Origin of the sequence: Cohnella cellulosilytica (genome assembly GCF_042431195.1) — a bacterium.
Lineage (GTDB): Bacteria > Bacillota > Bacilli > Paenibacillales > Paenibacillaceae > Cohnella > Cohnella cellulosilytica.
The window spans coordinates 58904-75524 of record NZ_JBHMDN010000015.1; the positions used below are offsets into that span (position 1 = coordinate 58904).

Sequence of the window (16621 nt, forward strand, 5' to 3'; positions counted from 1 at the left end):
CGACATACGGACTACTTAAGAAGCGAGGAGCAAACGAAATGACAGATGATCGGGATATTGCCGTGCTCGATTCGGGCGCGGAGCTGATGTTCGAGAGCGGGGAGAAGTCCCGTTTTGCGACGATTGACCAATATGAACTGGGCGAAGCGGATTTGCGCCCGTATATTTGCCTGATTATCGGCGGATCGTGCGATCAGGAGTTTCTGACCCGGCATCGGGAGATCGTGCGGAGCTTCCTGGACGACGGGAAAATCGTTGTTTTCGGCGGGCATCTGTTCCGTCCCTGGCTGCCGGGAGGCTCGGATTTCATTCCGCGCGAGATCAGGAGCCATGCCGACTACCACATTACGATTGTGGAGGAGGAGCCCTTCTTCGCGGGCGTGAACCCGCTTGAGCTGACCTATCGCAAAGGAGTGGCGGGCTTCTTCGCGCGCGGGCATCATCCGCTGCCGGAGGGCGCAATTCCGCTGCTCGCCCTGCCGGACGGCGAACCGACGCTGTACGTCGACCGCAGCAGCACTGGGGGGACGCTGCTGGTCAGCTCCGGTGCGACGCTGCTCGGCTTCGACCGGTTCGAGGATTCTACCCGGCCGATTACGGGGCGGCTGCTGCGCTGGATTCGCGAGGAATATGCGAGACTGCAGCGCAGGGCGCACGAGAACGAGCGCGAGGAGGTGCGGGGATAATGCGCAGAATAGCGGCTTTATACGCGGGGATTTCCCATCAGCACCGCAGCTGGAACATTCCGAAATATCGCAGATTTATTTCCGAAATCGTCTATATCCCGGAGATGACGGAGGCGAGCCTGCAGGATTTCGACGTCGTGCTCGTTCCTTCGCGGCTGCACGCGGGCCTGCTGCGGAAGATCAAGCCGTGGATTCAGGCGTTTGCGGAGCGCGGCGGCATCGTGGTCGTCTTCTGGCCGCTGGCGGGAGACGTCGTGCCGGAGCAGCGCTGGGAGCATCGGCCGACGAACTTCTGGTGGTGGCTGGACAAGAACGCCAGGAGCGGGCTTGTGCTCGATCGGCCGGAGCATCCGATGTTCCGCTACTTGACGCTGGAGGATTGCACCTGGCATCAGCACGGCGTGTTCCATCCGAATCCCGCGACCGCCGAGACGCTGGTGTCCATCGAGAACGACGGCGCCATTTTCTATATCGACAAGCCCGCAAGCGGCGGGACCTGGATCGTGATGTCGCTCGACCCCGAGTATCATTTCGGCTCTTACTTCATGCCGGCGACGGAGCGGTTCCTGGACGGCTTCTTCCCTTACATTGCGGAAGGCGCAGTATAGAGCGGAGGGAGGTGCTGGATTGATGAATCGCGTTTACGGCGTAAAATGGCGGTACGTTGTCGTTATCGCGCTTGCGTGCGTGCTGGCAGGTTTGCGCGCGCCGGCGGCATCCGCGCACATTGTGCATCCGGGGAATGCGTTCTCGGATATCGGGTTATCGGCGTATAAGGACGAGATCGTCTACGCTTCCAGGCTGGGTCTGATCGCCGGGGAAGAGAGCGGGGACGTCTTCCGTCCGGGCGAGCCGCTGCGGCGCGCCGATCTGGCACACTGGGCCGCCGCGTTTAACGGCTTGGCGGAAGCGGACGACGCCGAAGCCGCCGGACAAGCGGCGCTGACCGGCGGCTTGGTCGATACGCTGGAGGGCAACGCCACGTACAGCGATATCAATCGGGCGGTATTCCGCGGCCGGCTAACGTTGGAAAACGGCGGCGCGTATCCGGCGGACCGCGAAGCGACGCGCGAGCAGTACGCGGCGTTTGTCGTCGCATTCGCGTCGACGCAGGTGGACGGGAAAAGGCTGGAGGAGCGCGCGGGGCTTGCGGCGGGGCCGGCGGGCATCGTGAAGACGGAGTCCGATCCGGACGCCGCCTTCGGCTACAAGCTGACGATCGGCGGGCGGACGTGGACGTTAAGCCCGCATCCGCGTATCGTTCATGCGCCGGGCGACCCGGCGCTGTGGGACGGGCTTCAGCTGGCGGCATCGTGGATTTCGGACGAAGGGGAAGGTGCGGAGCTGGAATTGCTCGATTTCCGCGGCGGCTCGAACGACGCGATCGGAGCGGTGAGCGATGCAGCCGGAACGGCGTCTTCGGCTTCGGCCGACGACGCATCGTCGGCACATGCCCATCATCATGAGGGGCCGTCCGAACAGCCGCAATCGGACAATGCCTCCGCGCTTCGCTGGACGATCGCGCTGGCGGCCGGCCTTGCGGCGGCGGGAGCCGTATTCGCGATCCGAAGCTTACGCAAGAGAAAATAAGACCGCTCGCTCTAGGGCGTGTAATATCTGCTATCCTCGGAGTATGCATACACGCCCTAAGCGAAGGAAGCCTCCTGCCGGAGAAGACGAAAATGCTGGCGAACCTGCTCGATAAACGATGTTTCGCGTTCGCCCAACGTGACTCCGTTGCGGATGAAGATGCTGTTTTCCCGGCTCATCGTCAGTCCGGATACTTTAATCATTGCGAGATCGCCGCGTGCGATTTCGCTTTTTACGGTTTCATAAGGGAGAAAAGCGATGCCGTAGCCGGACATAATCGATTTCTTGATGACGTTGAAGTTGCTCATCTGCAGAAACTGGTTGCGGCTGCGGATTTTCCGCAGATTCTCGATGATCTGCTCCCGCAGAAAATCGCTTTGCGCCATCAGTATCGTCTGGCGATTCAGATCCCTTGCGTAGAGCAGCTTGCGCTGCTGCCAGGGGTGGGACTTGGGGACAACGAGAACCAGCGGCTCCTGGAACAGCGGAACGCTGCGAAAATGCCGATGCAGCTGCTCGTCCTGGGCATAGTTGGGCATAATCGCGTAATTCGTTCTGCCTTCGAGCAGGAAGCTGCGCAGGTCGTTGTAGCAATAGCTGTGAATTTCCAGCAGATCGTCCGCGCGATCCCGGTAATAACGCTCCAAAATAGCGGAGAAAAAATGCTCCGAAATATAGTTGCTCACATACACGGACAAAATGTGCTGCTGCCGGAGCAAAGACTGCTTGAACCGGCGTTCCGATTCCTCAACCAGCGTAAGAACCTGGGAGGCATACTCCCGTAAAATCTGGCCTTGCTCCGTCAGTCGAATCGTTTTGCCTTCGCGGATGATGAGAGGGGCGCCGTACTGTTCCTCAAGCTGCTGAATATGATGACTGATGGTCGGTTGCGAACAGTAGTGCTTTTTCGCTGCCAGCGTATAAGAGCCGCATTCGCATAGCGTAAGAAACGTTGACAGACGTTCCAATGAAATCACCCTTGCTCACCTCTTCGATGCGATCGAACGCACAAATTGGACCGAAATAACAATCGGATACAAAAATTATAATTGAGAATGATTATCAGTGTCAACCTTGTATAAGGGGCTGAAAAAAGCGAAATTGGTTTCCCAACTTCGCTTGATTCGGTGATGCTGCCGTGAAAAGGGGCGGAGTGTATTCCGGACAGCCGTTACGTATCCCGATAACGGTATACGACCGCAGCGACCGCGAACACCGCGAGAGTCCAGGCGATCAAGAGGAGGGCGCCTTGCGCCGGGGTTAGAGCGCCCGTGCCGTCGGATTGCGGTTGCGGGAACCACATGACCACTCCCGCCGTATCGGGGAAGTATTTGGCATAAGCCGCGTGCTCTCGCAGGAGCGGGCCGGCGATGAAATAATAGCCGAGTACGACGGCTGCCGCAGGAAGCGTTCGACGCAGTAAAACGCCAATGGCCGCGCTGATGAGCGTAGTCAGGCAAAGACTACCGGTCACGCCTGCAAGGGGACCGACGGCGCTGCCCGGGTCGAAAGAAGCTGAAGCGTCGAGAACGATTGCGGCGACCAGAACGCCGGATGCGGCGGTCACCAGCGCAGCCGGGACGACCAGGATCGTCAGAGCCAGATGCGAGGCGGCGAGTTGAAGGCCGCGCCGGGGCATCGCCGTAAGCGTGGTGCGAATTTGTCCCCCGGCATACTCGGAGCAGGAAGCCGTGATTCCGAGAATGATGAACCCGGCCTGTATATAGCTAATTGAAGCGAGCCCGATATCGAGTACGTCCCGCGTACCGGTTAAGCCCTGCAATCCGGCGCTGGCGAAGGCGGCCGACAGAAGGAGATTGAGGATCAGCGAACCGCCGACGATGAGCCATGCAGCTGGCAGCGACCACAGCTTGGACAGTTCTGCCGCGAGCGCCTGGACGATTTCCCGGCTGCGGGGCCGGGCGGCCGCGGCGCTCAAGCGTCCCTCCGGCAAAACACGATGGCGGCGACGGCGAACAGCGCCGCGACCCAGACGGACATGACCAGCCCGCCGACGAGCGGAGAAATCTCGACGGTCGAATCGGCCAATTCGCGAATGAACATGCGGATTCCGGCCATATCGGGCAAATAATACGCCAACGGCGTGATCCGCGTGAGCAGATAGGTGACGGTGACGACAGAGGTGTTCACGATCAGGACAGAGAGCGGAACGACGCCGTGCCGGGTAAGGACGGTAATTCCGAACGCCAGCAGCGCAGTAAGCGCCCAGTAGCAGACGATGCCGATCAATCGGGGGACATCCTCGCTCCCCGGGACGGGCGCATGCTCGCCAAGGACGATGCGGGCCGCTGCCGTCGCGGCGGCAGCAGCGGCTGCGGCCAGCAGCGCGCTGACCATGACCACGGCGGCGGCTTTGGCGAGCAGAAAACGGAGGCGGGACGGTATGGCGGTCAGGCTGGTTGTGATCTGGCGTCCTCCGCCGGATTCGCCGCTTTCGGTGAAGTATTCGCTGCTGATCGCGACAACGCCGATAATGATGGCGCCGATGACGCCGAAGGCCAATTCCTGATAGCCAAAATCAATCCCGGCCGCCGTCTCGCTGCCTTGAGCGATCGCATTCTGGAGTGCCACAGCGTTTAATGCGGTAATGGCAGACGGAACGAGCAGCCCAGTGACCAGCGCGATCCAGACGGACGGAAGGGAGAAGAGCTTGGACAATTCCGCAGCAAGCGCCCTCATGGTGCGGCCCTGCCGTTCCGAGTCGTAAGCGCGAAAAAAGCATCCTCGAGCGAGCTGTGAGCGCCCGTAACCTCGGCAAGCGTGCCGTCGGCGACGATCTGTCCCTGGTGAATAACAACGACATCGTCAACCGTCTCGGCCAATTCGCCCATCAGATGGCTCGACAGCAGCACTGTACGGCCCGTTGCGGCCCGTTCGCGCAGAAAGGTGCGGATCCAGCGGATGCCCTCCGGATCAAGGCCGTTTACGGGCTCGTCCAGAATGAGGATTTCGGGATCGCCCAGCAGCGCCGCGGCCAACCCGAGCCGGCGTCCCATTCCGAGCGAGTAGCTGCCGACACGCCTGGACGCCGCATCGCTCAGCCCGACGACCTCGAGCACCTCGTCGACCCGGGAGCGAGGCAAGCCCGCAGAACGGGCGATCCAGCTCAGATGCGCCTGGCCGGTGCGAGCCCGGTGAGCGCCGGAGCCGTCCAGCAGCGCGCCGACAGTGGCGAGAGGGTTGCGAAGATGGGTGAAAGGTTTTCCGTTGATCAGCGCTTTGCCGGAATCGGCACGGTCAAGACCTAGTGCAATGCGGAGAGTCGAGCTTTTGCCCGCGCCGTTCGGCCCGAGGAAGCCGGTTACCCGGCCGGGCTGCGCTTGAAAGCTGATGCCGTTTAGAATCGTACGGGAACCGCGGCGTTTGACGAGTTGATGAATGGTAAGCATGCAAGATCATCTTCCTTTCCTGTCATGCTTCCCATTATAGTTGCGCCAAGTTAAATGCCGGGGAGCGTTCCGTTTAAATCCCGTTTAATTTTTCAATTGGACCGATCGTTACCCTTGTGCCGTTCTCATCCGAAGCAAAATGCGCCTGCAGCTTCATTTCCTTCAGCATATACGTTGCGATTGCCAGTCCGATCCCGGCGCCGCGGTCGGCGGAGGGCTCGTCCATGCCCGGTCCACGGTCTTCGATCGTCAGTCGCTCCAGCTCCGCATTCACGGCGATACCGATATATCGTCCGGTCTCCGCGTGGCGCAGGACATTCTGGAACAGATTGTCGAGCACGCGCGTCATCCATTGCGGATCGACATCCCATGTAAATGTTGCCCACTCGTGCAGATCGACTTCGATGCGGAAGCCCGACTGCTCAAATGCCGGATACCAGGAAGCGATGGCGGCTCTCGCCAACCGAACGATGTCTGTCGGAACGGGACGATACGGGTATTTGCCCGACGTGAGCAGCGTGTAGGCCAGCAGATCGTCCATCAATTCGCCAACGTGCGTAATGGTACGGTCGACAGACTCCAGCGATTCGCGTCCTTGCGGGCTGAGGGTCTCTTTGCGCAGCCTGGAGGCATGCCCCCGGATCACGGTCAGCGGCGTTCGCAAGTCGTGCGACAAATTCGCAATCAGTCTCCGTCGGAGCGCTTCCTCCTCCAACTCCCGGCGACGGCTATCTTCGAGCTGGAGAACCATTCGATTAAACGAGGCTTCCAACTGGCCGATCTCGTCCTCGCGCGCGGTACGGACGGACATGGGGCGGGGAAGCGGGTTCCCGTCGGAAGGGACGGCCATCGCTTCCTGCAGGCGAATCAACCGTTGGCGAAGGCGATAGAAGAACTGCCACGAAATAGAAAAAAACACGGTGAGGATAAGGCCGACCAGGACGGTCATGCTGCGAAATTCGTACAGCGCGTCCGGCTCCCCTGCCGAGGGGAATACACCGAGAAAGAGGAGAATCGCCAGAAGCGGGAGGGTAATGAGGATCAGAAAATGAAACAGCAAATACCGTCGGAAAAGCGATCCGGCGCGCCTCATAGCCTGATCCTGTAGCCGATGCCGCGGACCGTTTCAATGATTTCCGGCGCGTCCGGGTTTTGCTCCAGCTTTTGGCGAAGGTGGCGAATGTGAACCATCAGCGTTTTGTCGCCCTCCATATACGGTTCTCCCCAGACGGCTTCAAAAATTTGTTCTTTAGGCATAATCTGATTGGGATGGCTCAGAAAATACATCAATATTTGATGCTGCTTGCCCGTCAGTACGATTTCCTCTCCCGTACGTTCGTCAAGCACCGTATGCGCGGTCCTGTTCACAACGATGTGCTGTCCGAGCTTCAGACATTCCGGAAGTCCCACTCCGTTTCGGCGAAGCTGGACCTCCACTCTCGCAGCCAACTCGTCCGGATGAAAGGGCTTGGTTACGTAATCGTCGGCGAACTGCAGCCCCTGCAGCTTGTCATCGACAGCCGATCGGGCGGACAGCAGCAGAATCGGCACCGCCGGCGCCGCTTTCTTCAAACGCTGGCCGACCGTAAACCCGTCCAGTCCAGGCAGCATAATATCGAGAATGACCGCATCGTGCCTGTACACTTCCCGTTCCGCGCCTTCCCCGGACGTCAGCCACTGTACCGCATACCCGCGCTGCTCCAGCTCCTCCTTGACCCACTGACCGATTTCCCGATTGTCTTCAATATATAATAGGCTTCTCGTTCCGTTGCTTCGAAGCGGCTCCAATGTACCGGAGGGAATCCACTTCTCATGGCGCATACGCTTCGCCTCCTTCCTCGCAAGCACCAGGAGACAGAGGCTCTGACCTAGGCTGAACCTCCTCCGTGCATCCGCGCTTTATCGACTCCGGTACAGGGACCTCCACCTTTTCAATTCGAAGAATCTCAGGCGAGCCGCAAGTGTCATAGACCAACGCCGTCATCATGCGTGCTTCTCGTTCGCCGGGAAAGGCCGGAGCCGTAATCTCCGCTCTCATAGTCGTCCTCCATACGATAGACTTATGCGCGTCCGGGCGTTCATCCGCTCTTATCTATAGGAATTATTCAACATTAGACGGATAATCCCTCCATTCCTCTAAAAGTCGGACCCCGATAACGGGTTCGGCATGACTCGTGTTCCCCCTATATTGACAAAGTTTGCGCACAGTCAATCAAACTCGGCATTTCACTTCACATTCGTCAAATATGCGTGTCCTATAATGAGGTTTACGCCGATCGACATCAAGCGGGGAAGTGAATCGGGCAGATATGAGAGACAAGCTGATTATGCGAATTGCCGACATGGGCTTTCGGAACAAGCTCATTATTTTGTTCATGGTCATCTCGATTGCGCCGTTAAGCGCGCTCGGGCTGCTGTCTTATAATCATGCTTCGTACACCGTTCAGGAGAAGGTTTACCAGACGATGCTGGAAAGCCTGTCGCAAATTACGTACAGCATGAACTATTTTCTGAACGACATCGAGCAGCTGTCCATGTACATCTACAGCAACGAGGACGTGCAGCAGGTGCTGTCGGCGGGCTCGTCCGACCGCTCGGCCGAGGATCGCTACCGGGACGGGCAGAAAATATCGGCGATTCTGGAATCGTTCGTCGGCTTCAAGAAATGGGACATCGAAATTTACCTTTTGGGCAAAAACGGCGAACGGTTTTTTACGGCGGACGTGCTTCCCAAGCAGTACAGAAACATCAATGCGAACTGGGGACTGTTCCGCAAAGCCCGTCTGGCGGAAGGCAACTCGGTATGGGACACCCACTATACGCTGAAAAAACTGTACGATTTCGGAACGGCGCTGGGCAACGGACGGCTGCTGAAAAAGATCGACACGGGCGAGTTTCTCGGGTTTCTGGTCATCGACATCATGGAGACGGCTTTGGTGGACAAATACGCCAAGGCGCATCTCGTCGAGAACGGTCAGATTTATTTGCTCGATCAGTTCGGCAACGTCATCTCCAGCCTGCCCAAGCATCAGATCGGCACGAAGCTGCAGGCGGACTTTCTTCCGACGGTGCTGCAGGGGACGAAGGGCTACTTCCAGTCGCGCAGCCGGCAGGGCCAGGAGGAGATGATTATTTACGACACGTCGGAGATGAGCGGCTTCAAGCTGGTGAGCGTCGTGCCCGTCAAGGAAGTGATCAAGGAGAGCAGCAGCATTCGCACGTTCACCGCCAGCATTCTGCTCGCCGGAATCGTCGCCGCCTTCGCGTTCGCCTACGTCGTCTCCAATCATATTACCCATCCGCTGCGCAAGCTGCGTCAACTGATGAAGCAGGCGGAGAAGGGCGATCTCGACGTCGCGTTTCCTGCCAAATACAAGGACGAAGTCGGTCAGCTCGGCCAGAGCTTCAACCGGATGATCGAGAAAATCCATACGCTGATCAAGGAAAATTACGAGAAGGTGCTGCAGTTGAGAGAGGCCGAGCTGAAAGCCATTCAGGCGCAGATCAATCCGCATTTTCTGTACAACACGCTCGATTCGATCAACTGGATGGCGAGAATTCACCGGATCGACGATATTTCCCGGACGGTCATTTCCTTGGGAGAGCTGTTCCGCTACAGCATTCGCAAGGGCAATCAGTTTATCCGCATCAGCGAGGATATGAACCAGATTCGGCACTACTTGGCGATCCAGAGCATCCGGTTCAGAGACAAAGTGTCGATGGAGGTGGACCTGGACGAGCGTATTATGTCCTTCTACACGTTAAAGCTGCTTATCCAGCCGGTCGTGGAAAACGCGATCGTGCACGGACTGGAGCGCAAGTCCGGACCGGGTACGCTGCGTATTCGGGCCAAGGGAGTCGGCGACAAAATCGTGTTCGTCGTCGAAGACGACGGCATCGGCTTCGACGCTTGGCGGCCGGACGGCCGGACGGAGGATGATCCGGGGACGGGAACCGGAATCGGACTGGACAACTTGCGGAAAAGGATGGAGCTGCAATTCGGCGATGCCGCCTCGCTGCATATTCGAAGCGAAGCGGGCGTCGGAACGACGGTTGTGATCGAGATTCCACAAATCAAGCAAGCGGGGGACGAGCATGTTCAAGATTATGATCGTAGACGATGAATGGGTCGTGCGCGAAGGGTTGAAGCTGACCATTCCGTGGACGGAAATGCAGTGCCAGGTCGTGGCCGAAGCGGACAACGGGCTGGACGCGCTTCGGCTGTTCCGCGAGCGGCAGCCCGACATCGTGCTGGCCGATATCCGCATGCCGGGGATGGACGGGCTGGCGCTGGCCAAAGCCATTCACGAGCAGCAGCCGGATGTGATGACGATTTTCCTGACCGGGTTCGACGATTTCTCTTATGCGCAGGAGGCGATCAAGCTCGGCGCGTTCGAGCTGCTGCTGAAGCCCTCCGATCCGGCGGAGCTGCGGCGCGCGGTAGGGGAGGCGGCCCGCCAGATTACGATCCGGCGGCAGCAAATCGATTACCGGCGGAATCTGGAAAAGTACCAGCAGACGAACCAGCCCTTCGTGCTGGATCAGGTGCTGTACCGGCTGCTGATGGATACGGCCGCGATTCACGAGGTGAGCTTGCTGTACGAGGCGCTGGAAGGCCGCTTGGAGCTGTTCGACGACTACCGGATCGCCATCGTGGACGTCGCCGCCTCCGACGGAGACGCGCGTCCGGAAAGCGCCGTCGGCCTTGTCCTCATGCAGCACGCGCTGACCGAAGCGATCGCCCTGGACGGCCATTCCTACGCCATTCTGTTGAACGAATCCGGCGGCTCGAAATGGCGCTCCGCAATGGCCGCGCTGCCGGAGCGGGACATCGTCGGCGCGACGCTGAGCCTGAGCGATGTGCATCACGGCCTGCTGACGCTCGGACAGGCGTATGCGGAGGCGGGGCTGGCCCGGTTCCATCACGCGCTGCCGGGTTACCCTCGCATGATCGATTACGAGATGATTCGCAACGAGGTTCGCTCTTCCGTCGAGTGGAACGAAGCGGAGTTCGTCGAGGCGATGAAATGGGGAACGAGAGAAACGATCCGACAGGCGCTGCACGCCTTCTATAAGTCCGTATTGTGGCATTCCGGCGGCCGGGAGATGAAGCCGCGGCAGATCGGCATGAAGCTGCTGTTTGTCGTCTACCATTTGCTGAATCGGCATTTTCGGGAGACGGGCGGGCTGCCGGAGATGACGCAGGTCGTGGAGGAGATTCATCGCTATCCGTCGTACGAAGCCGTGCTCGAGTGGCTGGAAAATATGGTCATCGAAGTGCAGAGCCGATATGTCAAAAGCAAAATACCGCTGAAAAACGAGATGGACGAGGTGCGGGAGTATATTGACGCCCATTTTACAGAGGAATTGAAAATGTACGAGCTGGCGTCCGGGCTGCACATGAGCGAGAGCAATTTCAGCAAGCAGTTCAAGCGGCATTTCGGCGTCAGCTTCCAGGATTACGTGACGGAGCTGCGCATCGACAAGGCGAAAGAACTGCTGCTCGATCCGGAGCTGCGTATCGGAGACGTCGCGAGAAGGGTCGGCTACAGCGAGACGCGTTACTTCAGCCAGCTGTTCAAGAAGACGACCGGCGAGACGCAGAAGAGCTTCCGCAGGAAGGTGCAGAAGCTGCGCTTTTCCACGGAAAAATAACGAACTTTTAAGAAAAACTCCCTCGTTGTTGAAGAGCTTCCCCGGCTTTTATAGTAAGGGGGACTCACAAATAACAGGAGGCTGAACATGAGCAGATTTAAAATGGCAGGATTGTCGATGGCGGTTATCGTGAGCATGGCGCTTACCGCTTGCGGAGCCAATTCCAATACGTCGGGGACGGGAGCCGCGAATACGGGCGCTCCGTCTTCGCCGCCGGCGGCGGAGACGGCCCCCGCTGCCGCTCCTTCCGCGCCGGAGGGCACGGACAAGCTGAGCGGCAAAGTCGTTGTCTATTCTCCGAACAACGCGGACATTAACAATCCGATCATCAAGGAATTTCAAGAAAGAACGGGCGTACAGGTCGAACTGATTACCGGAGGAACCGGGGAGCTGCTGAAGCGGGTCGAAGCGGAGAAGGACAATCCGCTGGGCGATGTGTTCTTCGGGGGCGATACGGCTTCTCTCGGCGCTTACGGCGGTTACTTCGAGCCTTACGCCACGAAGGAGCAGGCGAGCATTAATCCCGCCTACCTGCATGAAGGCAATCTGTATACGCCGTTCACGCTGCTGCCGATGGTCATCATGTACAACAAGGAACTGGTTCCGGCCGGGTCGGAGCCTGTCAGCTGGGAATCGCTGCTCGACGCGCAATGGAAGGGCAAGATCGCTTTCGCCGATCCGGCCAAATCCAGCTCCTCCTTCACGCAGCTGGCGACGATGCTGACGGCGTTCGGCAAGGACGACGACAAGGGCTGGGCGTTCGTGGAGAAGTTCGTCGCCAATCTGGACGGCAAGCTGCTGCCCAGCTCCGGCGGCGTCTACAAAGGCGTGGCGGACAAGGAGTTCGCCATCGGCATTACGCTGGAGGAAGCGGCTCTGCGTTATGTGGAAGGCGGAGCGCCGGTAGGCATCGTGTACCCGGCCGAGGGAACGGTCGTGACGCCGGACGGCATGGCGGTTATCAAGGGCGCGAAAAATATGGACAACGCCAAAGCGTTCATCGATTTTGCGGCCGGAACGGACGTACAGGCGCTGCTGCAGGACGAGTTTCTGCGGAGATCGGTGCGCACCGACGCCAGCGCGATCTCGGGATTGCCGGCGGTGAACGATATCAAAACGGTCGCGTACGACTACGACTGGGTGACGGCCAACAAGACCGCTATCGGAGACCGCTTCATGAAGGTTGTCATCGGTCAATGAAGGTTGCGTTCGGAGGCATAAGCAAATATTTTGGTCAGGCGGCCGCGATCGGCGGAGCGGATTTCACGATCGAGGACGGAGAATTTTTCACCTTGCTGGGACCGAGCGGCTGCGGCAAAACGACTTTGCTGCGCATTATCGCGGGTTTCTATCGGCAGGACCGGGGCGATCTCTACTTCGGTCCCCGGCTGATGAACGACGTTCCCGCCCATCAGCGGAACATCGGCATGGTATTCCAGAATTATGCGATTTTCCCGCACCTGTCGGTATTCGACAATGTCGCATACGGTCTGCGCGCCCGCAAGCTGCCGAAGCCGCAGATCGAGCGCAAAGTGTCGGAAGCGCTGGAGATGGTCGAGCTTGAGCATCTGCGCAGCCGCTCTCCGGCGGATATGAGCGGGGGCCAGCAGCAGCGCATTGCGCTGGCTCGCGCGGTCGTCATCGAGCCGGAGCTGCTGCTGATGGACGAGCCGCTCTCCAATCTGGACGCCAAGCTGCGCATCAAGATGAGATCGGACATCCGCGCACTGCAGCAGCGGCTGAACATTACGACGATCTACGTCACCCACGATCAGGAAGAGGCGATGGCCGTCTCCGACCGGATCGCCGTCATGAACGGCGGGGTTGTCCAGCAGATTGGCGCGCCGCGCGATATTTACCGGAAGCCGGTCAACCGGACGGTCGCGAGCTTTATCGGCACATCGAATTTTGTGGAGGGAACGGTCACGGCCTACGAGCCGGCGACCGGCTCGGCCGTCGTCGGGCTGGGCGCGCATACGCTGCGCATGAAGCTGGCCAGAGCCTACGAGGGCGAGGCGCTGCTGTCGGTCCGGCCGGAGCAGCTTCGCTTGACCGGAAGCGCGCGTCCCGAACGCGGGCTTCCGATCAGCGGCGTCGTGACGCGGGCAACGTTCCTGGGCGGGAAAATGCACTACGAGGTAAACTCCGAGCTGGGCCCGCTCGAGGTGGAGGAGCAGATGTCCGAGCCGTCCGAGCCTTATCGCGAAGGGCGCAACGTGTTCGTCGAGCTTCGCACGGAGCATGCGGTGCTGTTCGACGGCCGGGGGGAGGAGGCGCTCAACTTTGCATGACCGCAAGGCGAGGCGCTTCTTCCGGCGGTGGAGGCCGTTCGGGAAAGCATGGGACATCTGGTCGATCGTGACGCTGATCTCGTTTGCCTTTCTGGCGCTATTTGTCGTTTATCCGCTCCTGTCGCTGCTCGTCAACAGCTTCTATGACGAGGCGGGCAAGCTGACGCTCGATCACTATCGGGATTTCATGCAACTCAAGTATTATTATCAGGCGCTGTTCAACAGCTTCAAAATTTCGCTGCTGGCCACCCTGTTCGCGGTCATGATCGGACTGCCCCTGGCCTACCTCTCGACCCGGTATGCGATCCGGGGCAAGGGCGCGCTGCATATTCTGGTCATTCTATCGCTGATGTCGCCGCCGTTTATCGGCGCTTATTCCTGGATACTGCTGCTGGGCAACAACGGTGTCGTTACCCGGCTGCTGCACAGCGTCGGCATTCCGTTTACGTCGATCTACGGCTGGCAGGGCATCGTGTTCGTCTTCGCCCTGCAGTTTTATCCGCACATCTACTTGTATGTGTCCGGGGCGCTGCGGACGGTCGATTCCTCGCTGGAGGAGGCGGCGGAAAGCTTGGGCATGCCGGCCTGGAGAAGACTGTTCACCGTTACGCTGCCGCTGATTTTGCCGACGCTGTCCGCGGGCACATTGCTCGTGTTCATGGAGTCGTTCGCCGACTTCGGCACGCCGATGCTGCTCGGGCAGGGGTACAAGGTTATGCCGGTACTCGCCTACGAACAGTTCGTCAACGAGATGGGCGGCAATCTGTCCATGGCCAGCACGGTCAGCGCGTTGATGGTCGTATGCTCGACGGCGGTGCTGTTCATCCAGCGCTACGTGTCGACCCGCAGAAACTACGCCACCTCCGGAATGAGAATCGTCAAGACCAGACCGCTGTCGAAGGGGATGACCCGGCTGTGGACGGCGATCGCCTTCGCCCCTGTCGCCATTTCGCTGCTGCCCCAGGCCACCGTCATTTTCACATCGTTCTTGAAAAGAAAGGGTCCGGTGTTCCACCGGGGCTTCAGTCTGGACAGCTACGTGCAGATCGGCTACAAGGTGCAGAAGGCGATTACGAATACGTTCAGTTTCTCTCTGGCCGCGATGGTCGTCATTATCGTCATGGGCGTTGCCGTCTCGTACGTGCTGGTCCGGCGGGCGTCGCGCATAACCGCGTTTCTGGACGGGCTCATTATGGTTCCGTACATCATTCCGGGAACGGTGCTCGGCATCAGTCTGATTATCGTCTACAACAAGCCGCCGCTCATTCTGACCGGCACATGGATCATTCTCGTCATCGCCTACGTCGTCCGGAAAATTTCCTATACCGTCCGGTCGAGCGTCGGCATTCTCCAGCAGCTCGACCGGAGCGTGGAAGAAGCTTCGATCAGTCTCGGCGTCCCGCCTCTGAAGACGTTCGTCAAGACGACGGCCAGACTGATGATTCCGGGCGTCATGTCGGGCGCGATCATCAGTTGGGTCGCCGTCATCAACGAGCTGAGCACCTCGATCGTGCTCTACCACGGAGCAACGGCCACGATCTCGGTCAGCATCTACAGCGAGGTGTTCAGCTCCAACTACGGAACCGGCGCGGCGCTGGCCACCATTCTGTCCGCGTGTACGATTCTGTCGCTCCTCGCGGCCAACTGGCTGTCGAAAGGCTCGAAAACTGTCATATAAAGCGCAAGAGCTTCTTGGAAACGGAGGGAACCGGCTATGCCGAAACGTTCGGCGAAATGGATGGCGGTCGCGCTGATTGTCTTGGCCTGTCTGCTGCTGTCGTGGCTGCAGCCGCTCGGCCGCAGCCGTTCCCTTCAATTCGCCATGCAGACGGACGTGTCGCTGACCGCGTGGATCTACAGCAAGCCGGTCGCCCGGCTGCTGTCCGACTATCAGGCGCAGCATCCGGAAGTCAATATCGAAATTCGCATTTTCCGCTCGGAGGAGCGGCTGTATGAAGAGCTGGCCGCCGCCATCTCGACGCACGCCACGCCGCATATGGCGGAGATCGGAAGCGGCCCGGGCCTCGGCCCGCTGGCCGATTCGGGCGCGCTCGTGCCCTGGGATGCCGAAGACGCTTCGGCGGTAGAGGAGCGCTATGCCGAAGCGTTCCGGCATGACGGCCGACTGTGGGCGCTGCCTTACGGCGCCGTGCTGTCCGTTCTGTATTACAACGAGAACCTGCTTCGTCGGCCTGCCGGGTCGCCTGCCGTCGCGGGCGAGCTGACCTGGGCGCAGTTGACGGAGCAGGCGATGAAAATGACGCAGGATGTCAACGGCGACGGCGTGACGGACATATGGGGCTTTGTGGCGGACGGGAACGCGGCGCGCTATTTGAGCGGCGCGATTGCGGCGGGCGGCGGCGCGGCGGCGGAAGCGGAAGCGTCCTCCGGCCAGTTGTTCCGCGTCTGGCACGATCTCGTGTTCCGCTACAAGGCGATGCCCGCGCTGGAGCATCATTTGGCATTAAGCAGCTTTATCGACGGGGCAGCCGGTCTGCTGTTAGCGCCGTCGGATATTCGCAACATGCTGGAGGAATATATCGGCGGCACGTTCGGATTCGGCCTGCTGCCGGTTCCGCTCCGGGACCGGAACGAGGCGGCGGCTGTCCGGGTAAGCGGCCTGGCGCGGCTCAGGTCCGAGCCGGAGACCGAGCTTCTGGCGGGCCGAATCGCCGCCTACCTGCTGGAGCCGGAGACGCAGCGGCGGCTGTTCGCGGAAGCGTCCAAGCTGCCGGTCGCGGCGGGGATGCTCGAACGGTGGATGGAGAATCCCGACGCCTGGACGGAACGGGAGGCCGAGCTGCTGCGCATCGCCGGCGGCAAGCTGCGGATCGAAGCGTCCGAAGCGATGGGCAAGACGGTGCGCGAGCAGGTCCGGCTTATTCAGGAGCAGCTGGAAGGCTCCGCGGAAGTATGCATTCCGTGCATGGCGCAGTCGTATCGGCAGGCGCTGACGGAAGGGGAAAGGACGGGCCGCAGCGGCGGATGA

General features: G+C 59.8%; 15 protein-coding genes. 9 read left to right on the plus strand and 6 right to left on the minus strand.

What is annotated here, in order from left to right; genetic code table 11:
- Positions 1-38 precede the first annotated feature (38 nt).
- Genes ACFFT4_RS11455 through ACFFT4_RS11465 form a run of 3 tightly spaced genes read left to right on the plus strand, consistent with a single transcriptional unit; the run spans position 39 to position 2276 of the window.
- Positions 39-686, plus strand: a complete 648-nt coding sequence (locus ACFFT4_RS11455) for a phosphate starvation-inducible protein PhoH (RefSeq protein WP_378047709.1) — start codon at positions 39-41, stop codon at positions 684-686.
- Positions 686-1294: a hypothetical protein gene (locus ACFFT4_RS11460; protein ID WP_378047711.1), complete on the plus strand. Its 609-nt coding sequence runs from the start codon at positions 686-688 to the stop codon at positions 1292-1294. The genes ACFFT4_RS11455 and ACFFT4_RS11460 overlap by 1 nt, the downstream gene beginning before the upstream one ends.
- A 19-nt stretch (positions 1295-1313) precedes the next feature.
- On the plus strand, positions 1314-2276 hold the full coding sequence (locus tag ACFFT4_RS11465; RefSeq protein WP_378047713.1) for an S-layer homology domain-containing protein: 963 nt from the start codon (positions 1314-1316) through the stop codon (positions 2274-2276).
- A 56-nt stretch (positions 2277-2332) separates the two neighbouring features.
- On the opposite strand, the gene ACFFT4_RS11470 is transcribed toward ACFFT4_RS11465, so the two are convergent.
- The 6 genes from ACFFT4_RS11470 to ACFFT4_RS11495 all read right to left on the minus strand — a co-directional run bounded on the left by ACFFT4_RS11470 (position 2333) and on the right by ACFFT4_RS11495 (position 7507).
- Positions 2333-3253, minus strand: a complete 921-nt coding sequence (locus ACFFT4_RS11470; protein WP_378047715.1) for a LysR family transcriptional regulator — start codon at positions 3251-3253, stop codon at positions 2333-2335.
- 194 nt (positions 3254-3447) lie between these two features.
- Positions 3448-4230, minus strand: a complete 783-nt coding sequence (locus ACFFT4_RS11475; RefSeq protein ID WP_378047716.1) for an ABC-2 transporter permease family protein — start codon at positions 4228-4230, stop codon at positions 3448-3450.
- Complete coding sequence (locus tag ACFFT4_RS11480; RefSeq protein ID WP_378047718.1) at positions 4212-4976, minus strand: ABC transporter permease; 765 nt, start codon at positions 4974-4976, stop codon at positions 4212-4214. The genes ACFFT4_RS11475 and ACFFT4_RS11480 overlap by 19 nt, the downstream gene beginning before the upstream one ends.
- Positions 4973-5686 carry an ABC transporter ATP-binding protein gene (locus ACFFT4_RS11485; protein ID WP_378047719.1) on the minus strand — a complete coding sequence of 238 codons (714 nt, stop codon included), beginning with the start codon at positions 5684-5686 and terminating at the stop codon, positions 4973-4975. The genes ACFFT4_RS11480 and ACFFT4_RS11485 overlap by 4 nt, the downstream gene beginning before the upstream one ends.
- Before the next feature lie 73 nt (positions 5687-5759).
- Complete coding sequence (locus ACFFT4_RS11490; protein WP_378047721.1) at positions 5760-6779, minus strand: HAMP domain-containing sensor histidine kinase; 1020 nt, start codon at positions 6777-6779, stop codon at positions 5760-5762.
- Complete coding sequence (locus ACFFT4_RS11495) at positions 6776-7507, minus strand: response regulator transcription factor (protein WP_378047723.1); 732 nt, start codon at positions 7505-7507, stop codon at positions 6776-6778. Before ACFFT4_RS11495 ends, ACFFT4_RS11490 begins: the two co-directional genes overlap by 4 nt.
- Positions 7508-7995: 488 nt before the next feature.
- Between ACFFT4_RS11495 and ACFFT4_RS11500 the strand changes: the two genes are divergently transcribed.
- The 6 genes from ACFFT4_RS11500 to ACFFT4_RS11525 all read left to right on the plus strand — a co-directional run bounded on the left by ACFFT4_RS11500 (position 7996) and on the right by ACFFT4_RS11525 (position 16621).
- Entirely contained in the window at positions 7996-9810 is a 1815-nt protein-coding gene (locus ACFFT4_RS11500; protein ID WP_378047724.1) for a cache domain-containing sensor histidine kinase, read from the plus strand.
- Complete coding sequence (locus ACFFT4_RS11505; protein WP_378047726.1) at positions 9782-11341, plus strand: response regulator; 1560 nt, start codon at positions 9782-9784, stop codon at positions 11339-11341. The genes ACFFT4_RS11500 and ACFFT4_RS11505 overlap by 29 nt, the downstream gene beginning before the upstream one ends.
- A gap of 87 nt (positions 11342-11428) precedes the next feature.
- Positions 11429-12541, plus strand: a complete 1113-nt coding sequence (locus ACFFT4_RS11510; RefSeq protein ID WP_378047728.1) for an ABC transporter substrate-binding protein — start codon at positions 11429-11431, stop codon at positions 12539-12541.
- On the plus strand, positions 12538-13632 hold the full coding sequence (locus ACFFT4_RS11515) for an ABC transporter ATP-binding protein (protein WP_378047730.1): 1095 nt from the start codon (positions 12538-12540) through the stop codon (positions 13630-13632). The genes ACFFT4_RS11510 and ACFFT4_RS11515 overlap by 4 nt, the downstream gene beginning before the upstream one ends.
- Positions 13625-15310, plus strand: coding sequence for an ABC transporter permease (locus ACFFT4_RS11520; RefSeq protein WP_378047731.1), 1686 nt, complete (start codon positions 13625-13627; stop codon positions 15308-15310). Before ACFFT4_RS11515 ends, ACFFT4_RS11520 begins: the two co-directional genes overlap by 8 nt.
- A gap of 36 nt (positions 15311-15346) precedes the next feature.
- Positions 15347-16621: an ABC transporter substrate-binding protein gene (locus ACFFT4_RS11525; RefSeq protein WP_378047733.1), complete on the plus strand. Its 1275-nt coding sequence runs from the start codon at positions 15347-15349 to the stop codon at positions 16619-16621.

What these genes read in the sequence shown, in the direction of transcription:
- ACFFT4_RS11490 (WP_378047721.1), bottom strand. Translation starts at nt 6,779, where the DNA reads ATGAGGCGCGCCGGATCGCTTTTCCGACGGTATTTGCTGTTTCATTTT.
- ACFFT4_RS11455 (WP_378047709.1), top strand. Translation starts at nt 39, where the DNA reads ATGACAGATGATCGGGATATTGCCGTGCTCGATTCGGGCGCGGAGCTG.
- ACFFT4_RS11460 (WP_378047711.1), top strand. Translation starts at nt 686, where the DNA reads ATGCGCAGAATAGCGGCTTTATACGCGGGGATTTCCCATCAGCACCGC.
- ACFFT4_RS11500 (WP_378047724.1), top strand. Translation starts at nt 7,996, where the DNA reads ATGAGAGACAAGCTGATTATGCGAATTGCCGACATGGGCTTTCGGAAC.
- ACFFT4_RS11495 (WP_378047723.1), bottom strand. Translation starts at nt 7,507, where the DNA reads ATGCGCCATGAGAAGTGGATTCCCTCCGGTACATTGGAGCCGCTTCGA.
- ACFFT4_RS11480 (WP_378047718.1), bottom strand. Translation starts at nt 4,976, where the DNA reads ATGAGGGCGCTTGCTGCGGAATTGTCCAAGCTCTTCTCCCTTCCGTCC.
- ACFFT4_RS11525 (WP_378047733.1), top strand. Translation starts at nt 15,347, where the DNA reads ATGCCGAAACGTTCGGCGAAATGGATGGCGGTCGCGCTGATTGTCTTG.
- ACFFT4_RS11485 (WP_378047719.1), bottom strand. Translation starts at nt 5,686, where the DNA reads ATGCTTACCATTCATCAACTCGTCAAACGCCGCGGTTCCCGTACGATT.
- ACFFT4_RS11510 (WP_378047728.1), top strand. Translation starts at nt 11,429, where the DNA reads ATGAGCAGATTTAAAATGGCAGGATTGTCGATGGCGGTTATCGTGAGC.
- ACFFT4_RS11505 (WP_378047726.1), top strand. Translation starts at nt 9,782, where the DNA reads ATGTTCAAGATTATGATCGTAGACGATGAATGGGTCGTGCGCGAAGGG.
- ACFFT4_RS11515 (WP_378047730.1), top strand. Translation starts at nt 12,538, where the DNA reads ATGAAGGTTGCGTTCGGAGGCATAAGCAAATATTTTGGTCAGGCGGCC.